The sequence below is a fragment of the Pseudomonas sp. FP2300 genome, assembly GCF_030687595.1.
In the GTDB taxonomy this organism is placed as follows: domain Bacteria; phylum Pseudomonadota; class Gammaproteobacteria; order Pseudomonadales; family Pseudomonadaceae; genus Aquipseudomonas; species Aquipseudomonas bijieensis.
On the sequence record NZ_CP117440.1, the window covers coordinates 6,271,607 to 6,288,356 of the forward strand.

16 protein-coding genes are annotated in these 16,750 nt (G+C 60.8%); 9 read left to right on the plus strand and 7 right to left on the minus strand.

All coding sequences use genetic code 11. The features are described from left to right. Positions 1-44: 44 nt before the first annotated feature. From PSH86_RS27970 to PSH86_RS27990, 5 genes are all read left to right on the plus strand, one after another. The gene (locus PSH86_RS27970; protein WP_116833616.1) at positions 45-2,483 is read left to right on the plus strand and encodes a TonB-dependent siderophore receptor; all 2,439 of its coding nucleotides are present in this window, start codon (positions 45-47) and stop codon (positions 2,481-2,483) included. Between the two features lie 167 nt (positions 2,484-2,650). Then, entirely contained in the window at positions 2,651-3,781 is a 1,131-nt protein-coding gene (locus PSH86_RS27975) for a PepSY domain-containing protein (RefSeq protein WP_109755017.1), read from the plus strand. Next, positions 3,778-3,957, plus strand: coding sequence for a hypothetical protein (locus tag PSH86_RS27980; protein WP_109755018.1), 180 nt, complete (start codon positions 3,778-3,780; stop codon positions 3,955-3,957). The genes PSH86_RS27975 and PSH86_RS27980 overlap by 4 nt, the downstream gene beginning before the upstream one ends. Before the next feature lie 204 nt (positions 3,958-4,161). Next, entirely contained in the window at positions 4,162-5,460 is a 1,299-nt protein-coding gene (locus tag PSH86_RS27985) for an MFS transporter (RefSeq protein WP_305486363.1), read from the plus strand. A gap of 100 nt (positions 5,461-5,560) precedes the next feature. Further along, on the plus strand, positions 5,561-6,190 hold the full coding sequence (locus tag PSH86_RS27990; RefSeq protein WP_109755020.1) for a glutathione S-transferase: 630 nt from the start codon (positions 5,561-5,563) through the stop codon (positions 6,188-6,190). 183 nt (positions 6,191-6,373) lie between these two features. Here the strand turns inward: PSH86_RS27990 and creD are convergent, their stop codons facing one another. The 4 genes from creD to PSH86_RS28010 form a co-directional block, all read right to left on the minus strand. Continuing rightward, the gene (gene creD, locus PSH86_RS27995; protein ID WP_109755021.1) at positions 6,374-7,747 is read right to left on the minus strand and encodes a cell envelope integrity protein CreD; all 1,374 of its coding nucleotides are present in this window, start codon (positions 7,745-7,747) and stop codon (positions 6,374-6,376) included. 177 nt (positions 7,748-7,924) lie between these two features. After that, the gene (gene creC, locus PSH86_RS28000; RefSeq protein WP_109755022.1) at positions 7,925-9,343 is read right to left on the minus strand and encodes a two-component system sensor histidine kinase CreC; all 1,419 of its coding nucleotides are present in this window, start codon (positions 9,341-9,343) and stop codon (positions 7,925-7,927) included. Further along, complete coding sequence (creB, locus tag PSH86_RS28005) at positions 9,343-10,023, minus strand: two-component system response regulator CreB (protein ID WP_109755023.1); 681 nt, start codon at positions 10,021-10,023, stop codon at positions 9,343-9,345. Before creB ends, creC begins: the two co-directional genes overlap by 1 nt. A 69-nt stretch (positions 10,024-10,092) precedes the next feature. Further along, positions 10,093-10,599, minus strand: coding sequence for an ATP-dependent zinc protease (locus PSH86_RS28010; RefSeq protein WP_109755024.1), 507 nt, complete (start codon positions 10,597-10,599; stop codon positions 10,093-10,095). Positions 10,600-10,954: 355 nt separating this feature from the next. Here PSH86_RS28010 and PSH86_RS28015 point away from each other — a divergent pair, with 355 nt between their 5' ends. Next, positions 10,955-11,842, plus strand: a complete 888-nt coding sequence (locus PSH86_RS28015; RefSeq protein WP_163856346.1) for an acyltransferase — start codon at positions 10,955-10,957, stop codon at positions 11,840-11,842. On the opposite strand, the gene PSH86_RS28020 is transcribed toward PSH86_RS28015, so the two are convergent. After that, on the minus strand, positions 11,843-12,418 hold the full coding sequence (locus PSH86_RS28020) for a DUF2780 domain-containing protein (RefSeq protein WP_109755026.1): 576 nt from the start codon (positions 12,416-12,418) through the stop codon (positions 11,843-11,845). Positions 12,419-12,719: 301 nt separating this feature from the next. Between PSH86_RS28020 and PSH86_RS28025 the strand changes: the two genes are divergently transcribed. The 3 genes from PSH86_RS28025 to PSH86_RS28035 all read left to right on the plus strand — a co-directional run bounded on the left by PSH86_RS28025 (position 12,720) and on the right by PSH86_RS28035 (position 14,201). Then, the gene (locus PSH86_RS28025; RefSeq protein WP_109755027.1) at positions 12,720-13,142 is read left to right on the plus strand and encodes a DUF3757 domain-containing protein; all 423 of its coding nucleotides are present in this window, start codon (positions 12,720-12,722) and stop codon (positions 13,140-13,142) included. 105 nt (positions 13,143-13,247) lie between these two features. After that, a complete protein-coding gene (locus tag PSH86_RS28030) occupies positions 13,248-13,823 on the plus strand; it encodes a hypothetical protein (protein WP_305486373.1) in 576 nt (191 codons plus the stop codon). Positions 13,824-13,988: 165 nt separating this feature from the next. Beyond that, entirely contained in the window at positions 13,989-14,201 is a 213-nt protein-coding gene (locus PSH86_RS28035; RefSeq protein WP_109755029.1) for a cold-shock protein, read from the plus strand. Positions 14,202-14,371: 170 nt separating this feature from the next. On the opposite strand, the gene fdhA is transcribed toward PSH86_RS28035, so the two are convergent. Together fdhA and purU are read right to left on the minus strand one after the other, a co-directional pair. Beyond that, complete coding sequence (gene fdhA / locus PSH86_RS28040; RefSeq protein ID WP_109755030.1) at positions 14,372-15,571, minus strand: formaldehyde dehydrogenase, glutathione-independent; 1,200 nt, start codon at positions 15,569-15,571, stop codon at positions 14,372-14,374. Positions 15,572-15,759: 188 nt separating this feature from the next. After that, positions 15,760-16,617 carry a formyltetrahydrofolate deformylase gene (gene purU / locus PSH86_RS28045; protein WP_039590651.1) on the minus strand — a complete coding sequence of 286 codons (858 nt, stop codon included), beginning with the start codon at positions 16,615-16,617 and terminating at the stop codon, positions 15,760-15,762. Positions 16,618-16,750 lie beyond the last annotated feature (133 nt).

The window sequence follows — 16,750 nt, forward strand, 5'->3', positions numbered from 1 at the left end:
GGCACCCAGGCAATTGAGAAATATTTCCATTCAGGAGCCGCCGTATGTCCCGCCCGCTAGACACCCTGTTGCGCCCCAGCCTGCTGGCCGTTGCCATTGCCTTTGCCGTTCCTCTCGCCAGCGGCCCGCTGCTGGCCGCCGAACAGGCCACGAGCGTGCGCACCTACAACCTGCCCGCCGCGCCACTGGCCAGCACCCTGAACCAGATCGCCAGCCAGGCCGGCCTCGCGCTGAGCCTGAATCCGTCCCTGGCTTCGGGCAAGACCTCGGCTCCGGTCCAGGGCCAGTTCGACGCCACCGGCGCATTGCGCGAGGCCTTGCGCGGTACCGGCCTGCAATTGGAGCAAAGCAGCGCCGGCACCTACAGCCTGGTGGCCGTGCCTGAAGGCGTGATGGCCTTGCCGGAAACCAGCGTGATCGGTGCCGGTGTCAGCGAAACCGCGTGGGGCCCGACCGAAGGTTACGTCGCCACCCGCACCGCCGCCGGTACCAAGACCGATACGCCGATCGTCGAACTGCCGCGCTCAGTCTCGGTGGTCACGCGCCAACAAATGGAGGACCGTTCTGTCCTCAACCTCAATGACGCCCTGCGCTACACCGCTGGCGTGCAGAGCAGCGGCTACGGCTCGGATTCGCGCAATGACTGGCTGCTGGTTCGCGGCTTCGTGCCGACTCAGTTCCTCGATGGCCTGCCGCTACCCAGGGGCAACTACATCACGCCGAAAATCGAGCCCTGGAACCTTGAACGCATCGCCGTACTGCGTGGCCCGGCCTCTTCGGTCTACGGCCAGACGCCACCTGGCGGCATGTTGGACATGGTCAGCCGTCGCCCACAGGCCGAAAGCAGCAACGAGGTCGAGTTGCAGGCCGGCAGCTACGAACACAAGCAGATCAACTTCGACAGCACCGGCAAGGTCGATGACGAAGGCCAGTTCCTCTATCGGCTCAGCGGCACCGTGCGCGACAGCAATTCACAGGTCGATCACATCCCGGACAAGCGCTACAACCTCGCACCGAGCCTGACCTGGAACATCAACGACGACACGCGCCTGACCTTCCTGTCCCAATACACCCGCGACGACACTGGAATCACCGGGCAATTCCTGCCGCTGCAAGGCACCAAGCTGTCCTCGCCGGCGGGCAAGATTTCCCACCACAAGAACCTCGGCGACCCGGACTGGGAATTCTACGACCGTACCTACTACGCCCTCGGCTATGCGTTCGAACATCGCCTGAACGACACCTGGCAGTTCCGCCAGAACCTGCGCTACACCAAGAGCGACCTGGAAACCCAGGGCATCTCCGCCGGCGGGCAATTCTGGCCGGCGGGTCCTGATGAAGCGGTGAGCGCCGATGGCACGGTCAAGCGCAGCGCCAGTGTCGTCGACGAAGACATCAGCCAGTTCGCCGTGGACAACAACTTCCAGGCCGATTTCCAGACCGGCGCCCTCAGCCACACTTTGCTGCTGGGCCTGGACCACCAGCGCTCCAACAGCAATTCGCGCTGGTTGTGGGGTTCGACCGGCGTGCCGACCAGCAACATCCACAACCCGATCTATGGACAGGATTTCTCCAACGTCCAGTACTTCACCATGTACGACTACAACCAGAAGACCAACCAGACCGGCCTGTACGTCCAGGATCAGATCGCCCTGGACAACTGGCGCCTGACCCTCGGCGGTCGTGAAGACTGGATTCACACCGGCACCGAATTCCACAACCAGAACAACGTAACCAACACCCAGCGCGACAAGAAATTCAGCGGCAACGCGGCGTTGAGCTACGTCTTCGATAACGGTGTGACGCCCTACATCTCCTTCGCCCAGTCGTTCCAGGCGGCGGCGGGCTCGACCGTCAACAGCACCGAAGCGTTCAAACCCACCGAAGGCGAACAATACGAAGCGGGGATCAAGTACCAGCCACCCGGCACCAAGACTCTGCTGACCGCTGCGGTGTTCGACCTGACTCAGAAAAACAACTCTGTCACCGAAAACAACGTCACCCGCCAAGTGGGTGAAGTACAGGTGCGCGGCCTGGAGTTGGAAGCCTCAGGCGACGTGACCGACAACCTCAAGCTGATCGGTTCCTACACCTACAACGACAGCGAAATCACCAAGGGCACGACAGCTGAAAAAGGCAAGCGCATGGCCCAGGTGCCGCGTCACCAGGCCACCGCCTGGGCGGACTACACCTGGCATAACGGCCCGCTCGACGGTTTCGGCGTCGGCGCTGGCGTGCGTTATGTCGGCGACACCTACGGCAACACCACCAACACCGACTGGGGCCATGTCGGCTCCTACACCGTGTATGACGCCTCGGCCCATTACGACCTGGGCCGTTTGAACAAGACCCTCAAGGGGGTCACGGTAGCGGTGGACGCGAAAAACATCTTCAACAAGGACTACCTGTCCACGTGCGACGGCTTCTACTGCTACTACGGCGACCAACGCAACGTCGTCGCCAGCGTGAATTACAAATGGTAAACGGTTAGCATTTGCATACCCGCTTCAGCGGGCACTCTGTGGGAGCAAGGCTTGCCCGCGATGGAGACGACTCGGTTTCTGAAGGACCGCATCGCCTGTTTCGCGGGCAAGCCTTGCTCCCACAGATACCCATCGCCACAAGGTGTCCTTTTGCATCCGGATCGCTCATGAAAAGCAAAACCATTCGCCGCTGGTCCTTCGTCCACACCTGGACCAGCCTGATCTGCACGGTGTTCCTGCTGATGCTGGCGATCACCGGACTGCCGTTGATCTTCCACCATGAAATCGAACACCTGCTGGGCGACGCCCCCCAGCTTAGGGAGATGCCGGCTGACACACCGCCGCTGGACCTGCAACAACTGGTGGAAAAAGCCAAGGCCCATCGCCCTGGCGAAGTGGTCCAGTATTTTGGCTGGGACGAGGACGAGCCCAACGGCGTCATCACCATCATGGCGCCGACACCGGGCACCGAACCCAATTCCTCCCACACTTTCATGCTCGATGGGCGCACCGGCGAGGCCCTGGAAATGCCCTCGGCCAATGGCGGCTTCATGATGGTCATGCTGCGCCTGCACGTGGACATGTTCGCCGGATTGCCGGGCAAATTGTTGCTGGCATTCATGGGGTTGTTGTTCGTGATTGCCATCGTCTCCGGGGTGATCCTGTACCTGCCGTTCATGCGCCGCTTGAAGTTCGCCACGGTGCGCCAGGACAAATCCACGCGCCTGCGCTGGCTCGACCTGCACAACCTGATCGGCGTGGTCACACTGGTGTGGGCGCTGACCGTCGGCGTTACCGGCGTCATCGCCGCGTGCGCCGACCTGATCATCGCCGCCTGGCGCAACGACAGCCTCAGCGCCATGATCGAACCCTACCGCAACGCCCCGCCGCTGACCCAACTGGCACCGGCCACCCGTTTGCTGGACATCGCCAAGGACGTCGCGCCGGGCATGGCGCCCAGCTTCATCGCCTTCCCCGGCACGCTGTTTTCCAGCGAACACCACTACAGCGTGTTCATGAAAGGCAGCACCCACCTGACCTCGCATTTGCTGACGCCGGTACTGGTCGACGCCAGCACCCTGGAGGTCACCGCAGTGGCCGAACGGCCGTGGTACATGGACGTCATGAGCCTGTCGTTGCCGCTGCATTTTGGTGACTACGGTGGCCGGCCGATGCAGATTTTCTGGGCCACCCTCGATGTGCTGACCATCATCGTCCTCGGCAGCGGCGTTTACCTGTGGCTGGTGCGGCGCAAGGCGGCCAAGCGAGCAAGCGTTGTCGCGGAGGTCGCTTCGTGAGGCCTCGACAGTCGAGTTTCTGGAAAGTGTTTGGCGTGCCCATGGTGATCGGCGTTCTTTGCGCGGCAGGGTTGTTCAGTGCCTTGCTGGGTGACGGTTTGTGGGACGCCGTCAGTTGGCTAGGGTTGGGTATCCCTTCTGTGTTGGCGGTGTGGGGCTTGGTCCCGCGCCGCTGAGTCATCCGGGCGTGCATTGACCAGATGCACGCCCTCCTCTCTTCGTCATACGACAACTGCGGAAACGCGGGTTAATTCCAGCCGCCCAGACTCTGACATATTTATTGACAAATTAATCCTTGCACTCCTATAAAGGCGCACGTTGTACGACAACTTACAACATGACATGCGACACCAAATCCAAAAATAATCGATGGTGAAGTGATGAAAATCAAAGGCATCCGCTGGTGGATGGTTGGCCTGGTCACGGCCGGCCTGATGGTCAACTACCTGGCTCGCAATACCCTCTCGGTGGCCGCTCCGACCCTGATGAGCGAAATGAACATCTCCACCGAGCAGTATTCCCACATCGTCGTGGCCTGGCAGATCTGCTACGCGCTGATGCAACCGGTGGCCGGCTACATCATTGATGCCATCGGTACCAAGATGGGTTTCGCCATTTTCGCCTTCGCCTGGTCCATCGCCTGTGCCGCGGCGGCCATGGCCTCGGGCTGGCAAGGCCTGGCGTTTTTTCGTGGTTTGCTGGGCCTGACCGAAGCCGCCGGGCTGCCGGCCGCGGTAAAAACCTCTACTGAATGGTTCCCGGCCAAGGAACGCTCGGTGGCCATCGGCTGGTTCAATATCGGCTCCTCAATCGGCGCCGTGCTGGCTCCGCCACTCGTGGTCTGGGCGATTCTGAACAGTGGTTGGGAGCTGGCGTTTCTGATCGTTGGCGGCCTGGGCGTGGCCTGGACGTTCCTCTGGCTGATCTTTTACAAGCATCCGCGCGACCAGAGGCTCTTGGGCGACACTGAGCGTGATTACATTCTCAGCGGCCAGGAAGCCCACTTCCAGGATCCGACACCGAAGAAAGGCAGCTGGAAACGCATCATCGCCAGCCGCAACTTCTACGCCATCGCCAGCGCCCGGATCCTCTCCGAGCCGGCTTGGCAAACGTTCAACGCCTGGATCCCGCTGTACCTGATGACCGAGCGGCACATGAACATCAAGGAGATCGCAATGTTCGCCTGGCTGCCGTTCCTGGCGGCCGACCTGGGTTGCGTGCTGGGTGGTTACCTGAGCCCGTTCTTCCATAAATACTGCAAGGTGTCGCTGTTCACCTCGCGCAAAATGGTCCTGCTGTTCGGTGCCTCCTGCATGGTCGGCCCGGCGTGCATCGGCCTGGTCGCCAGCCCCTACAGCGCCATCGCCCTGCTGTGCATTGGCGGCTTTGCCCACCAGACTCTATCCGGAGCGCTATACGCCATCACGTCCGATTCCTTCGGCAAGAATGAAGTCGCCACCGCCACCGGCATGGGAGGGATGTTCGGTTACCTCGGTGCAGCGGCCTTCACCCTGCTGTTTGGTGTGATGGTGACAAAGATCGGCTACAGCCCGTTGTTCGTGCTGCTGGCGATCTTCGACGTGGTCGCCGCGTTTATCGTCTGGACCGTCGCCCGGGAACTCAAGCAACAACCGGCGACATCGGCACCGGCGCCGCAGGCCCTGCAACCAACCGCCTGATGCATGGCGCGACTGAGCCTCTTCGCCCGGGTCGCGCCTGCCTTGTGCGCGGCTGGACGCGCTATGCTGCGCAACAAGTCCCACTGATCGAGACACTGCCATGTCCACCCCCAGCATGACGTTGTTCCACAACCCCGCTTCACCCTTCGTTCGCAAGGTCCTGGTGCTACTGCACGAAACCGGCCAGCAAGACCGCGTGGCGTTGCAACTCAGCCAGCTCACGCCGGTCAAGCCGGACCGGGCCCTGATCGATGACAACCCATTGAGCAAGATCCCGGCCTTGCGCCTGGCCAACGGCAGCGTGATCCATGACAGCCGCGTCATCCTCGACTACCTCGACCATCAGCACGTCGGCAACCCGTTGATTCCCCGGGACGGAGCCGCCCGCTGGCGGCGCCTGACCCTGGCCTCCCTGGCCGATGGAGTCATGGATGCAGCGGTGATGATCCGCTACGAAACCGCCCTGCGTCCTGCGGAAAAACACTGGGACGAATGGCTCGATGCGCAGCGGGACAAGATTCGCCGGGCCCTGGGCCTGCTCGAAGCCGAGGCGATTGCCGAACTGGCCTGCCATTTCGACGTGGCCTCCATCAGCGTGGCCTGCGCCCTGGGCTACCTGGACCTGCGCCATCCGGACCTGGAATGGCGCAAGGCCAATCCGCAGCTGGCGGCATGGTTCGCCGAAGTGAGCTTGCGGCCTTCGATGCTCGAGACGGTGCCCAGGGTTTAGATTTGCATTGACCGTTCCGCCCTCATCGCGAGCAGGCTCGCTCCCACACTTGATCGTGTCGCCCTTTGTGGGAGCGAGCCTGCTCGCGATGGCAGCGCACCGGATCCACAGGAAACAACCCGGCAATCCGCATCACCAACACCTCTCGTAATTGCCGGTCCTCACGCAACCCCAACGACCGGCTCATTTCACCTCTCCCAAGTCAAAGCTCATGGCAGCGGCCGACTTCGACCCAACCCCGTACCAATCCAGCTTACGGGTCAACACCATGAATACGCCCAACAGGCCGAACAGCAACAGCGACCCCATCAACAGCGCATAGTCCTCGGCGCTCAACAAGCCATAGAGCAAGCCGTACAACCCTGCCAGCCCCACCGAAAACCCCAGGCCGTGGCTCACGCTACGCAGCACATGGCAGACATAAAACCCGATCAGCACCACACAGGCACTGGCCGACACCAGGTACGCCAGGGTGAAGCCGATGTGCTCCGACAGCGACAACAGCAACAGGTAAAAGAACGCCAGCGCCACACCCACCAAGGCGTACTGGACCGGGTGCACCGCCAGGCTCTTGAGCACTTCGAAAAGGAAGAAGCCGGCGAATGTCAGGGCGATGAACAGCAGCGCATATTTGATTGCCCGGTCGCTCTTGAGGTACTGGTCCACTGGGTCGATGAAGCTCACGCCGAAGGCGCGACTGCGGAACGCTTCGCAACTATCGCTGGGTTCGCAGGCTTGCAATGTTTCCAGGAGGTTGGTGGAGAAAAACGACGTCTGCCAGTCAGCGCTGAAGCCCTGCTCATTGATCTCACGATTGACCGGCAGGTAGTTGCCGATAAAGCTTGGATGGGGCCAGTCGGCCGACAGGTGCACCTTGGTGGACTTGCCCACTGGCAGGACCTGGAACTCGCCAGTGCCTTGAAGGCGCAGGTCAAAACCGAAGGTCAGCTCGGGGCCACCCTGGGCGGTGATCATCGGCAGCGGCACATGCACCCCCTGCCCCAGCCAGCCGAGCCGAGAACCGGGCAGGAAGTCGACGGTCTGCTGGTTCAGCGTCAGGGTCAGCGCGTTCTCGATGCCACGAATATCGCTGATCCCCACGCTCAGGTACGGTTCATCGAAACGGTAATCGGCAAAGTCCTTGGCGGCGATACCGTAGCGCTCCGGCACCTTGAAACGGCCATCGATCCGGTTATCGGCGTGGAACAACCGCGCTTCGTAGATCCCCCGGGCACGGGTTTCAGTGCGGACCTGGCCGTCGAGCTCGAACTCTTCGGGCAAAAAATACAACTCGCCCGCCCGCTCGACGGTTTCCAGAAAACGCACGCCGGTTTTCTCGTTGGTGTTCCAGACTTTCACGCTCTTGCGAAACGGCACCACGATCATCGGCCCGATCAGTTGCTGGCTGTAGCTGGAACTGCGGGCGATATCCTGCAACACACCGTCGCGCAGCTCCTGGCGCTCGTCGATGAGGCCGTTGATCATCAACAGCGGGATCATCAGCAAAAGAATCAGTAGGGCAATCATGCCCAGTTTTATGGCGAGGCTGCGGTTCATGTGGGGCTCTCCCTGTTCGAATGAGGGAGAGTCTGGGGTGGTTGTGTGCTGGGCTTATGGAGAGATTATGGAGATTGTGTGGAGACTGGACGGCCCCCTTCGCGAGCAAGCCCGCTCCCACAAGGACTGCACTGAACCTGTGGGAGCGGGCTTGCTCGCGAAGGCCACGCCTCGGTTTCAGGGCAACCGCAACACCACCTCGACCCCACCCTCGACATTGCCAATCCCGAACTCCCCTCCATGCAACTGCACCACCTCCTCCACAAAGTTGAGCCCCAGGCCGGTGCTCTTGCGACCGCTGTCCGGCCGCGGCAGGGAGTAAAAGCGCTCGCTCAAGCGTGGCAGCGCATAGTCGGGAATCGGTGCGGCCTGATTGAACAGGCGAATCTCGACACGATTGCCGCTGCGCTCGGCGCTGATGCGTAGCAGACCGTTGACGGGAGTGAAGTCCAAGGCGTTTTCCAGCAAATTGCCCAAGGCCTGGCGCAACAGGAACGGCTCGCCGGTCAACGCCAGATCGGCAGCAATGCGCTGTTCAACGCTCAACTGGCGACTTTCGATCCAGCCGCCGCGCGCTTCCAGCAACTCATCCATCAACGCCGCCAGCGGCACCGCGACTTCTTCTTCCAGCCCCTGGCGCTGCTCGATCTGGGCCAGGTTCAGCAGCCGTTCGATCAACTGCTGCATGCGCACGCTTTCGGTGCCGATGTTACTGACAAAGCGTTGGTGCTGGGCGGCAGGCATATCGCTTTGCAGCAGCTCGGCGGCACCGCGAATCGCCGCCAGCGGACTCTTGAGCTCGTGGGTCAGGGTATGCACGTAACGCTCGACGTAAGCCTTTCCTTCGAGCTGGGTACGCATGTGTTCCACGGCGCCCGCCAGTTGCTCGAACTCGCCGCCGCGATAATGCGGCACTTCCACCCGACGCCCCTGGCTGACCGCCTGGGCATAGGCCGTCAACCGTCGCAGCGCCGCGCTGAGCCACCAGGACAGCAAGCCGCCCAGCAACAGACCCAGGGCCACCAACCCGGCGCCATACGCCAACAGTCGCCGCTCGGTGCGATCGACATAAGGCTGCAATGAACTGTTGGGCTTGGCGACCGTGACGACACCGATGATCCGGCCGTTGTCGCGGATCGGCGCACCGACATGCATCACCGAAGACGTGGGGTCATCCGGATCGCTGCGGCTCGAACGGGCGCCGTAGTGGCCCCGCAGAGTCAGGTAGACGTCGTTCCAACGCGAATAATCCTGGCCCACCGCCACACCACTGGAGTCGAGCACCACGATGCCCTTGGCATCGGTGACATAGATGCGGTGGCTGACCTGGTTCTTCGGCAAGCCCCAGATCGTCGCCGCCGGCTGGCGCTCGCCGTAGGCCTTGAGCAATTGCGGCCAACGATTCTGGTTGAGGGTGCCGGCCTTGAAATCGTCCCGCAGGATCTCGGCCATCAGGTTGGCCGTGTCCACCAGGGTTTCTTCAGTGGACTGGCGCACGCCAGGGCGGATTTCCTCCATCACCGTGTTGAGCACGAAATAGCCGGTCAGGGCGATAAACAGCACATACACCAGGAAAATCCGGATCCCCAGAGACATCAGCTGTGCCCCGGGCTGTAGCTGTAGCCCAGGCCTCGATGGGTCTGGATCGGTTCGGCCTCGGCTCGGACCAGGCGCAACTTGGCACGCACGCTCTTGATGTGGCTGTCGATGCTACGCTCGTAGCCAGCATCGCTGGCCACGCCCAGGGCGTCGAGCAGTTGTTCGCGGCTGAAGACCCGTTCAGGTTGTTCCAACAGACAGTTGAGCAGGCGGAATTCATGGCGGGTGAGGTTCAGCGGTTTGCCGCGATAGCTGATTTGCACGCGATCGGCATCGACCTGGAACAGCGCCATGCCCGGCTCCATCAGCGGTCGCGGCGCCACACGCTTGAGGATCGCCCGGACCCTGGCCGCCACCTCGCGGGGGCTGAAAGGCTTGACCACATAATCGTCGGCACCGATTTCCAGTCCCACCACCCGGTCGATCTCAGCATCCCGGGCTGTCAGAAAGATGACTGGAACGTCGCTGAAACGTCTGAGATTTTTACAAGTCTCGAATCCGCTGATATCCGGCAGGCCCACATCGAGGATGATCAGGTCCGCCGGCGTGCTTTTCTGATGCTCGAGGGCGGCAGCGCCGAGGCTCAGCCAAGTGGTGTCGAACCCCTCCCCTTGCAGGGCAAACACCAGCGTATCGGCAATGGCGGCTTCGTCTTCGACAATCAGGATATGAGGCATGGCTTGCGAGCCCGGCAATAAAGTTGCCGGAACGGTGCCCCAAGCCTCGGGGCACGTCAATCGGGGAAATCAGCAGTCGGGCTTGTCTGCGGTGAAGCGGCGGGCCGGGTTCACCGCTGCGCCGAACTCGCGCAGGGCCTTGGCGCCGATCAGCAATGGGTAGTTGAAGCTGCTGCGGTCGGTCAGGTTGACCTCCACCGTGCGCTTGACGTTGCCCAGGCACAGTTCCAGGTCGACCACGGGGCGCTTGGTTGGCGCGATTTTTTCGTCGTCGTCTTCATCTTCTTCGGAACGGGTCTTGATCTTGCTGATGCGGGCGATCTTGTGTTCGTAGACCTTGTTGCTCGCATCCTTGGTCGCCAGGCGGAATCGCACCCAATCATCACCGTCGCGGGTAAAGGTCTCGATGTCCTTGGCCGACAGCGAGGCAGTCAGCGCACCGGTGTCCATCTTGGCCTTGAGCACTTCGCCGCCGATTTCCGGCAACGCGATGTATTCATAGCGCCCGTACAGGGTCGGCTCGGCGGCCAGCACTGGAAGGGCTATCAGGGAAAACAGGGCGAGGACTGACTTCATGGAGTTAGGGCTTCCATTGTGGGAGTGGGGTTTTAGACCGTGGCTGCTGAATTCGTTCGGTTGATTTCGATAGCAATGGCTAAGAGAAACGCCAGCCAAGCGCGACCTCTGTGGCGAGGGGATTCATCCCCGCTGGGGTGCGAAGCGCCCCCTGAGAGCCTGACATCTCGGTACACCTGGCTATTCGAGTTGACTGTTTTGGGGTTGCTTCGCAACCCAACGGGGATGAATCCCCTCGCCACAAAAAGCCAGCCCAGTTTAGCCAAGCCCAAGTGAAACTTTCGTCCACACCGATTTGGCCTACCGCCCGAAGCTTGCTTATCATGGCCCGCCCACCCGTTTGCAAGAGTCATCTATGCGCCGCCTGCTCACCGGCTGTTTCGTCACCCTGCTGCTGTTGCTCAACACCCTGGTGCTGTTCGGCCCGTTGATGGTGTTCGCACTGCTAAAACTGGTCCTGTCCGGGCGTTTTCGCGACTACGCCTCGTGGGCAGTGATGTGGATCGCCGAAACCTGGGCCGAGATCGACAAGCTGATCTTTGCCCTGTGCATCCCCACCCGCTGGGACATCCGCGGCGGCGCGGACCTGCGCGGCGATACGTCTTACCTGGTGATCAGCAATCACCAATCCTGGGTGGACATCCCCGCCCTCGTCCAGACCCTCAACCGGCGCACGCCGTTCTTCAAGTTCTTCCTCAAGAAAGAGCTGATCTGGGTGCCGTTTCTGGGGCTGGCCTGGTGGGCACTGGACTACCCATTCATGAAGCGCTACACCAAAGCCTTCCTGGCGAAAAACCCGGAGCTGGCCGGCAAGGACCTGGAAATCACCAAGGCCGCCTGCGAGCTGTTCAAGCGCCAACCGGTCACCGTGGTCAATTACCTCGAAGGCACGCGCTTCACCGCCGCCAAAAGCCAACAGCAACAGTCACCCTTCACCCACCTGCTCAAGCCCAAGGCCGGTGGCGTGGCGTTCGTGCTGGCGGCCATGGGTGAACAACTGGACGCGGTATTGGACGTGACCGTGGTGTACCCGCAGGAACGGATCCCCGGGTTCTGGGATTTGATCAGCGGCGCCGTGCCCAGGGTCATCGTCGATATCCAGACCCGTGAACTGGACCCGGCGCTGTGGCAGGGCGATTACGAAAATGATCCGGTGTTTCGCCAGTTTGTTCAGGATTGGGTTAATCAGCTCTGGATGGAGAAGGATCGGCGTATTGCTGCCTTGCGCAACGAACGCGCCTGATCAGACGCCACTGCCAGCCCCCCAAATACCTCCCAGATTCTGCAACAACGAACTACCCACCCCCTGCTGGCCAAGGTACTGCAGGATGACCGGGGCAAACTGCCCGATCATGCCGCTGTCCATGCCCAGCGCGCTGAAGGCGTTATTCAAGTCATTGGTGTCCTTGACGTTACCCAGCAGCCCGTCGAGCAAGGCGTTTTTGTCCGATCCGCCACCGAGCAAGCCGCCCAGGCCGTTGAGCCCGCCGATGGCGCTGTTGCCGGCGATCTGATCGAGACCTGGCACGCTTTTGCTCAATTCCGAGAACTGCGGTTCGCTTAGCCGGTTCTTCGCCAGCCCCAGCATCGCACCGGCACCGCCGATGGCCTGTTCCGGGGTGATCTTGAGGTCCGAGCCCAGGGTATTGAGCAACCCGGCGGCTTTCGGTGCAGCGGCCACGGCGCCGTCCTTCTCACCTGAGTTGCCCTGCATCGCCGACATCACATTAGCCGCATCGCTGAGGCTGAACTGCGCGAAAGCCGGGCTGGCGGCCAGTGTCAACAGGCAAGACAGTGCAAAACCGCGTGAAACCTTCATCCGGGACATCCTCTTGAGCATGAAAAAGCCGCTCTTAAAGAGCGGCGTGAAGCGTGCGTTGGACTTGCGCGGACGGCGATTGTTCCTAAACGTATTACATGAATGGCCGATAGCCATTACAGAAAAATCCTCAGTGGTCGTCAGAAACGTCTGATTTACCGAAAACTGCGTCTTTTTATATAGCTAAAAGTTACCAAATATCCATACACAGTTCTAAATTGACATAAATGACAGCCAACATTGACAGTAGCCCGCCCGACCGAAGCCGTGAATCGTTGAACTGAGCCCTGGAGCCTGGCACATGAAAAAAATACTGGCTGGAGGCGCGGTCTTGCTTTTGCTGATCATCGGCCACGTCCATGCCGGTGAAATAACATGCCCCGCCGTCACTGACATTCACAGGGATATTGAATCGCTGGAAGACGTTTACACCGTCGGGGAGCGGGAAGAGCGTGAATGGAAAAGCGAAAGCCTGGTGGAGGTGGTCGACCCGACCTCGTTGCAGTTCGAAGGTGCCGAATACGTTATTCATGAGGACGATGGGGACGAACAGACAGCCCCCCGTGCGACCATCACGTGCAGATACGGGGCGATCAATCTGAAGTTGGACGATCAACAAATCCTGGAACCGGCTTTTTCAAAGTGGATGAGCAATCGCTGCGAAAGCCCGGATACCCGAATGTGCAGGCTGATGGACGGCGACTACTTCAACTTGATCTATTGATCGGCAATGGTAACCGCGTCACTGTTCCAGCACCGCCGCTCACAGCCCACTGCCCTCACCTGCACCATTACCGTACAGTGCGGCTTCCTCCAGCAGAGTTTGCCCATGAACGTGAAAGTCGGCGGCGCCACCCTCGCGGTCATCCTGACCGGCATGCTCATCGCCCTGGGTGTCAACGAATGCCAGCGCGGCCCGCTGAATCCGGAACTGGCCGACGGCACGAGTGAAGAGCAGAAGACCTGGCTGACCATCGAACACCGCATCAAGCGCTCTGACCCGGCCCTGACCGAGGTAAGCCGCGATCAACAAGCGCTGACCGTGCTTTACCGTCCAGGCGCTTGCGCGCAGGACTGCGAGCCCTGGGTCCCGCACATGCTGCGCGTTGTCGGCCACGGCCTGGCAGCGCTCAATGGCGCACCAGAGGGCAAGCAATACACGCAAGTGACGGTCAAGGCGCGACTGCTGACCGATGATGACGTGGAACTGGTCTATGACATGCCGGGCTTCGACGCGATCAAGACGCAACAGGATGGCTACGTCACTTTTGCCAGCATGCCCCGCAACCTGAAATTCAGCGGCGATGCCCTGGCCCAAGCGCAGAACTATTGCCAAGGCCCTAGCGCCAAAGGTTTCTACCCTGAATTCTGCGAACGGGTCGAGACCGCAACTGCCCAGCAGTAACCGTGGCGAGGGAGCTTGCTCCCGCTCAAGTATTGCCTACTGTCAATGTTGACAGTAGGCAGCTGTCCATACGGCCTCTAAGCTCAGTCGTGACAACGAAAACAAGGCTCTGGGCAAACCACAGTCCCTGCGCCTTTCTTCATTCGGGCAAGCAGGACAATAAAAATGAACGACCGAATCAAAGGAACCGTTAAATGGTTTAACGATGCGAAAGGCTATGGCTTCATTACCTGCGGCAAAGGAGGCGAGGAACTGTTCGTTCATTACTCGGCGATAGCCGGCGAGGGTTATAAAACGTTGAAACAGAGGCAGACCGTTTCGTTTGAAATCGAGAAGGGGGATAAAGGCATGCAGGCCACGAGAGTGACGCCGGAATAAACGATCCGGGAGCCATCCTGAGGTGGGTGAGCGGTTGACTCCTTGTATGTTCGGTAACGTGCCAGCTATCACCTCGATCAAAAACGCTTCAGTCCTGGAAAGCCGCCGTCTGTAGGGCTGAATAAAAAGGGCGACATCACTGTCGCCCTTTTTCCGTCTTGCCTACAACGTTATGCCGCACTGAACAACTTATGCGGATCAATCACAAACTTCTTCGGCACGCCCGCATCGAACTCGCCATAACCCTTCGGCGCGTCATCCAGGCTGATCACCTGTACGCCAACGATTTCAGCAATGTTGATGCGGTCCCACATGATCGCCTGCATCAGTTGGCGGTTGTACTTCATGACTGGGGTCTGGCCGGTGTGGAAGCTGTGGGATTTGGCCCAGCCCAGGCCGAAGCGGATGCTCAGGCTACCCATTTTGGCTGCTGCATCGACGGCGCCCGGGTCTTCGGTGACGTAGAGGCCAGGGATGCCGATTTTGCCGGCGACGCGGACCACGCCCATCAAGGAGTTGAGCACGGTGGCCGGGGCTTCGTGCTTGACGCCGTCATGGCCGTGGCCGCGAGCTTCGAAGCCTACCGCGTCGACAGCACAGTCGACTTCAGGCTCGCCCAGCAAGGCGGCAATCTGCTCATGCAGCGGGGTGTCCTGGGACAGGTCGGCGATTTCAAAACCCTGGGCCTTAGCGTGAGCCAGGCGGACCGGGTTGACGTCACCAATGATCACCACGGCGGCACCCAGCAGGCGCGCGGAAGCGGCGGCCGCCAGGCCAACCGGGCCGGCACCGGCGATGTAGACCGTGCTACCAGGGCCAACACCGGCGGTGACGGCGCCGTGGTAGCCGGTCGGCAGGATGTCGGACAGGCAGGTCAGGTCGCGGATTTTCTCCATGGCCTTGTCGCGGTCCGGCAGCTTCAACAGGTTGAAATCGGCGTACGGCACCAGCACGTATTCGGCCTGGCCGCCGGTCCAGTCGCCCATGTCCACGTAACCGTAGGCACCGCCGGCACGGGCCGGGTTGACGCTCAGGCAGACGCCTGTGTGTTGCTCCTTGCAGGAACGGCAGCGCCCGCAAGCCACGTTGAACGGCACCGACACCAGGTCGCCGATTTTCAGGTTCTCGACGTCGCTGCCCTTTTCGATCACTTCACCGGTGATTTCGTGACCCAGGACCAGACCGGTCTGGGCAGTGGTACGGCCGCGCACCATGTGCTGGTCGGAGCCGCAGATGTTGGTGGAGACCACGCGCAGGATGACACCGTGCTCAATCTTCCTGCCGCGCGGGTCCTGCATTTTTGGATAGTCGATTTTCTGTACTTCGACCTTGCCGTTGCCGAGATACACGACACCACGATTGCCAGACATGCTTTCACCTCGCTGTTGTTTTTATGGAACTGCGTTGCCCAGGCAGGCAGCGCGTTGATTGCTCGGGTAGTGCTTGTGTCTTGTTTCTTTGTTGTCTGTGAGGGCCTCTTCGCGAGCAGGCTCGCTCCCACATTGGATCTTTGTGTGCTCCCCTATTCCGTGGGAGCGAGCCTGCTCGCGATGTCGGCCTAAAGAACGACAGTACGATTGGCGTTCAAGAACACCCTTCGCTCGATGTGATAGCCCACGGCCCGGGCCAGGGTCAGCCCTTCGATGTCCCGCCCCTTGGCGATCAAATCCTCGGGATAGTGACTGTGGTCCACCACTTCCACGCCCTGGGCGATGATCGGGCCTTCGTCCAGGTCGTTGTTGATGTAGTGCGCCGTAGCACCGACCAGTTTCACGCCTTTGTTGTAGGCTTGGTGATATGGCTTGGCGCCCTTGAAGCCCGGCAGCAGCGAGTGATGGATGTTGATCGCCTTGCCGTCGAGCTTGCGACACAGCTCCGGCGACAGCACTTGCATGTAGCGGGCAAGGATCACCAACTCGGCACCGGTGTCTTCGATCACCTGCCACACCTGTCGCTCCTGGGCCGGCTTGTCGTTCGGGTCCAGGGGGAAATGGTAGTAGGGAATCTGGTGCCAGTCGGCCAACGGCTTGAGGTCGGGGTGGTTGGAGACCACGGCCACCACGTCCATGGACAACTGGCCGATGCGCTGGCGGTAGAGCAAATCGTTGAGGCAGTGATCGGCCTTGGAGACCATGATCACCACTTTGGGCCGGTAGTTGGGTGGCGTCAGTTCGAAGACCATGCCAAAGGCTTGCGCGCGTTCGGCCAGGCCGGCACGGAAGTTTTGCTCGTCAAAACCGTCGGGCTGGCGGAACTCCACACGAATGAAAAAACGCGCCGAGAGCCGGTCGTCGAAGGAATGGTGCTCGGTGACATAGCAGCCCTGCTCGAACAGAAAGCGCGTCACCGCGTCCACCGTGCCGAGCACGCTGGGGCAGTCGGCGGTCAAGATCCATGTGTCTGGGGCGCGGCTCATTGCGGTGACTCCTGTTTGTTATGGATAACCCCCCGGCCGTACACAGAACCTGTGGCGGAGGATTTATCTGTGGGAGCAAAGCTTGCTCGCGATAAAAACAACGCGGTCTATCTGGAACTCAAGCGCCTGTATC

What these genes read in the sequence shown, in the direction of transcription:
- PSH86_RS28020 (WP_109755026.1), bottom strand. Translation starts at nt 12,418, where the DNA reads ATGAAGGTTTCACGCGGTTTTGCACTGTCTTGCCTGTTGACACTGGCC.
- PSH86_RS27985 (WP_305486363.1), top strand. Translation starts at nt 4,162, where the DNA reads ATGAAAATCAAAGGCATCCGCTGGTGGATGGTTGGCCTGGTCACGGCC.
- PSH86_RS27975 (WP_109755017.1), top strand. Translation starts at nt 2,651, where the DNA reads ATGAAAAGCAAAACCATTCGCCGCTGGTCCTTCGTCCACACCTGGACC.
- creD (WP_109755021.1), bottom strand. Translation starts at nt 7,747, where the DNA reads ATGAACCGCAGCCTCGCCATAAAACTGGGCATGATTGCCCTACTGATT.
- fdhA (WP_109755030.1), bottom strand. Translation starts at nt 15,571, where the DNA reads ATGTCTGGCAATCGTGGTGTCGTGTATCTCGGCAACGGCAAGGTCGAA.
- creB (WP_109755023.1), bottom strand. Translation starts at nt 10,023, where the DNA reads ATGCCTCATATCCTGATTGTCGAAGACGAAGCCGCCATTGCCGATACG.
- PSH86_RS27970 (WP_116833616.1), top strand. Translation starts at nt 45, where the DNA reads ATGTCCCGCCCGCTAGACACCCTGTTGCGCCCCAGCCTGCTGGCCGTT.
- purU (WP_039590651.1), bottom strand. Translation starts at nt 16,617, where the DNA reads ATGAGCCGCGCCCCAGACACATGGATCTTGACCGCCGACTGCCCCAGC.
- PSH86_RS28015 (WP_163856346.1), top strand. Translation starts at nt 10,955, where the DNA reads ATGCGCCGCCTGCTCACCGGCTGTTTCGTCACCCTGCTGCTGTTGCTC.
- PSH86_RS28025 (WP_109755027.1), top strand. Translation starts at nt 12,720, where the DNA reads ATGAAAAAAATACTGGCTGGAGGCGCGGTCTTGCTTTTGCTGATCATC.
- PSH86_RS28030 (WP_305486373.1), top strand. Translation starts at nt 13,248, where the DNA reads ATGAACGTGAAAGTCGGCGGCGCCACCCTCGCGGTCATCCTGACCGGC.
- PSH86_RS28035 (WP_109755029.1), top strand. Translation starts at nt 13,989, where the DNA reads ATGAACGACCGAATCAAAGGAACCGTTAAATGGTTTAACGATGCGAAA.
- PSH86_RS28010 (WP_109755024.1), bottom strand. Translation starts at nt 10,599, where the DNA reads ATGAAGTCAGTCCTCGCCCTGTTTTCCCTGATAGCCCTTCCAGTGCTG.
- PSH86_RS27990 (WP_109755020.1), top strand. Translation starts at nt 5,561, where the DNA reads ATGTCCACCCCCAGCATGACGTTGTTCCACAACCCCGCTTCACCCTTC.
- creC (WP_109755022.1), bottom strand. Translation starts at nt 9,343, where the DNA reads ATGTCTCTGGGGATCCGGATTTTCCTGGTGTATGTGCTGTTTATCGCC.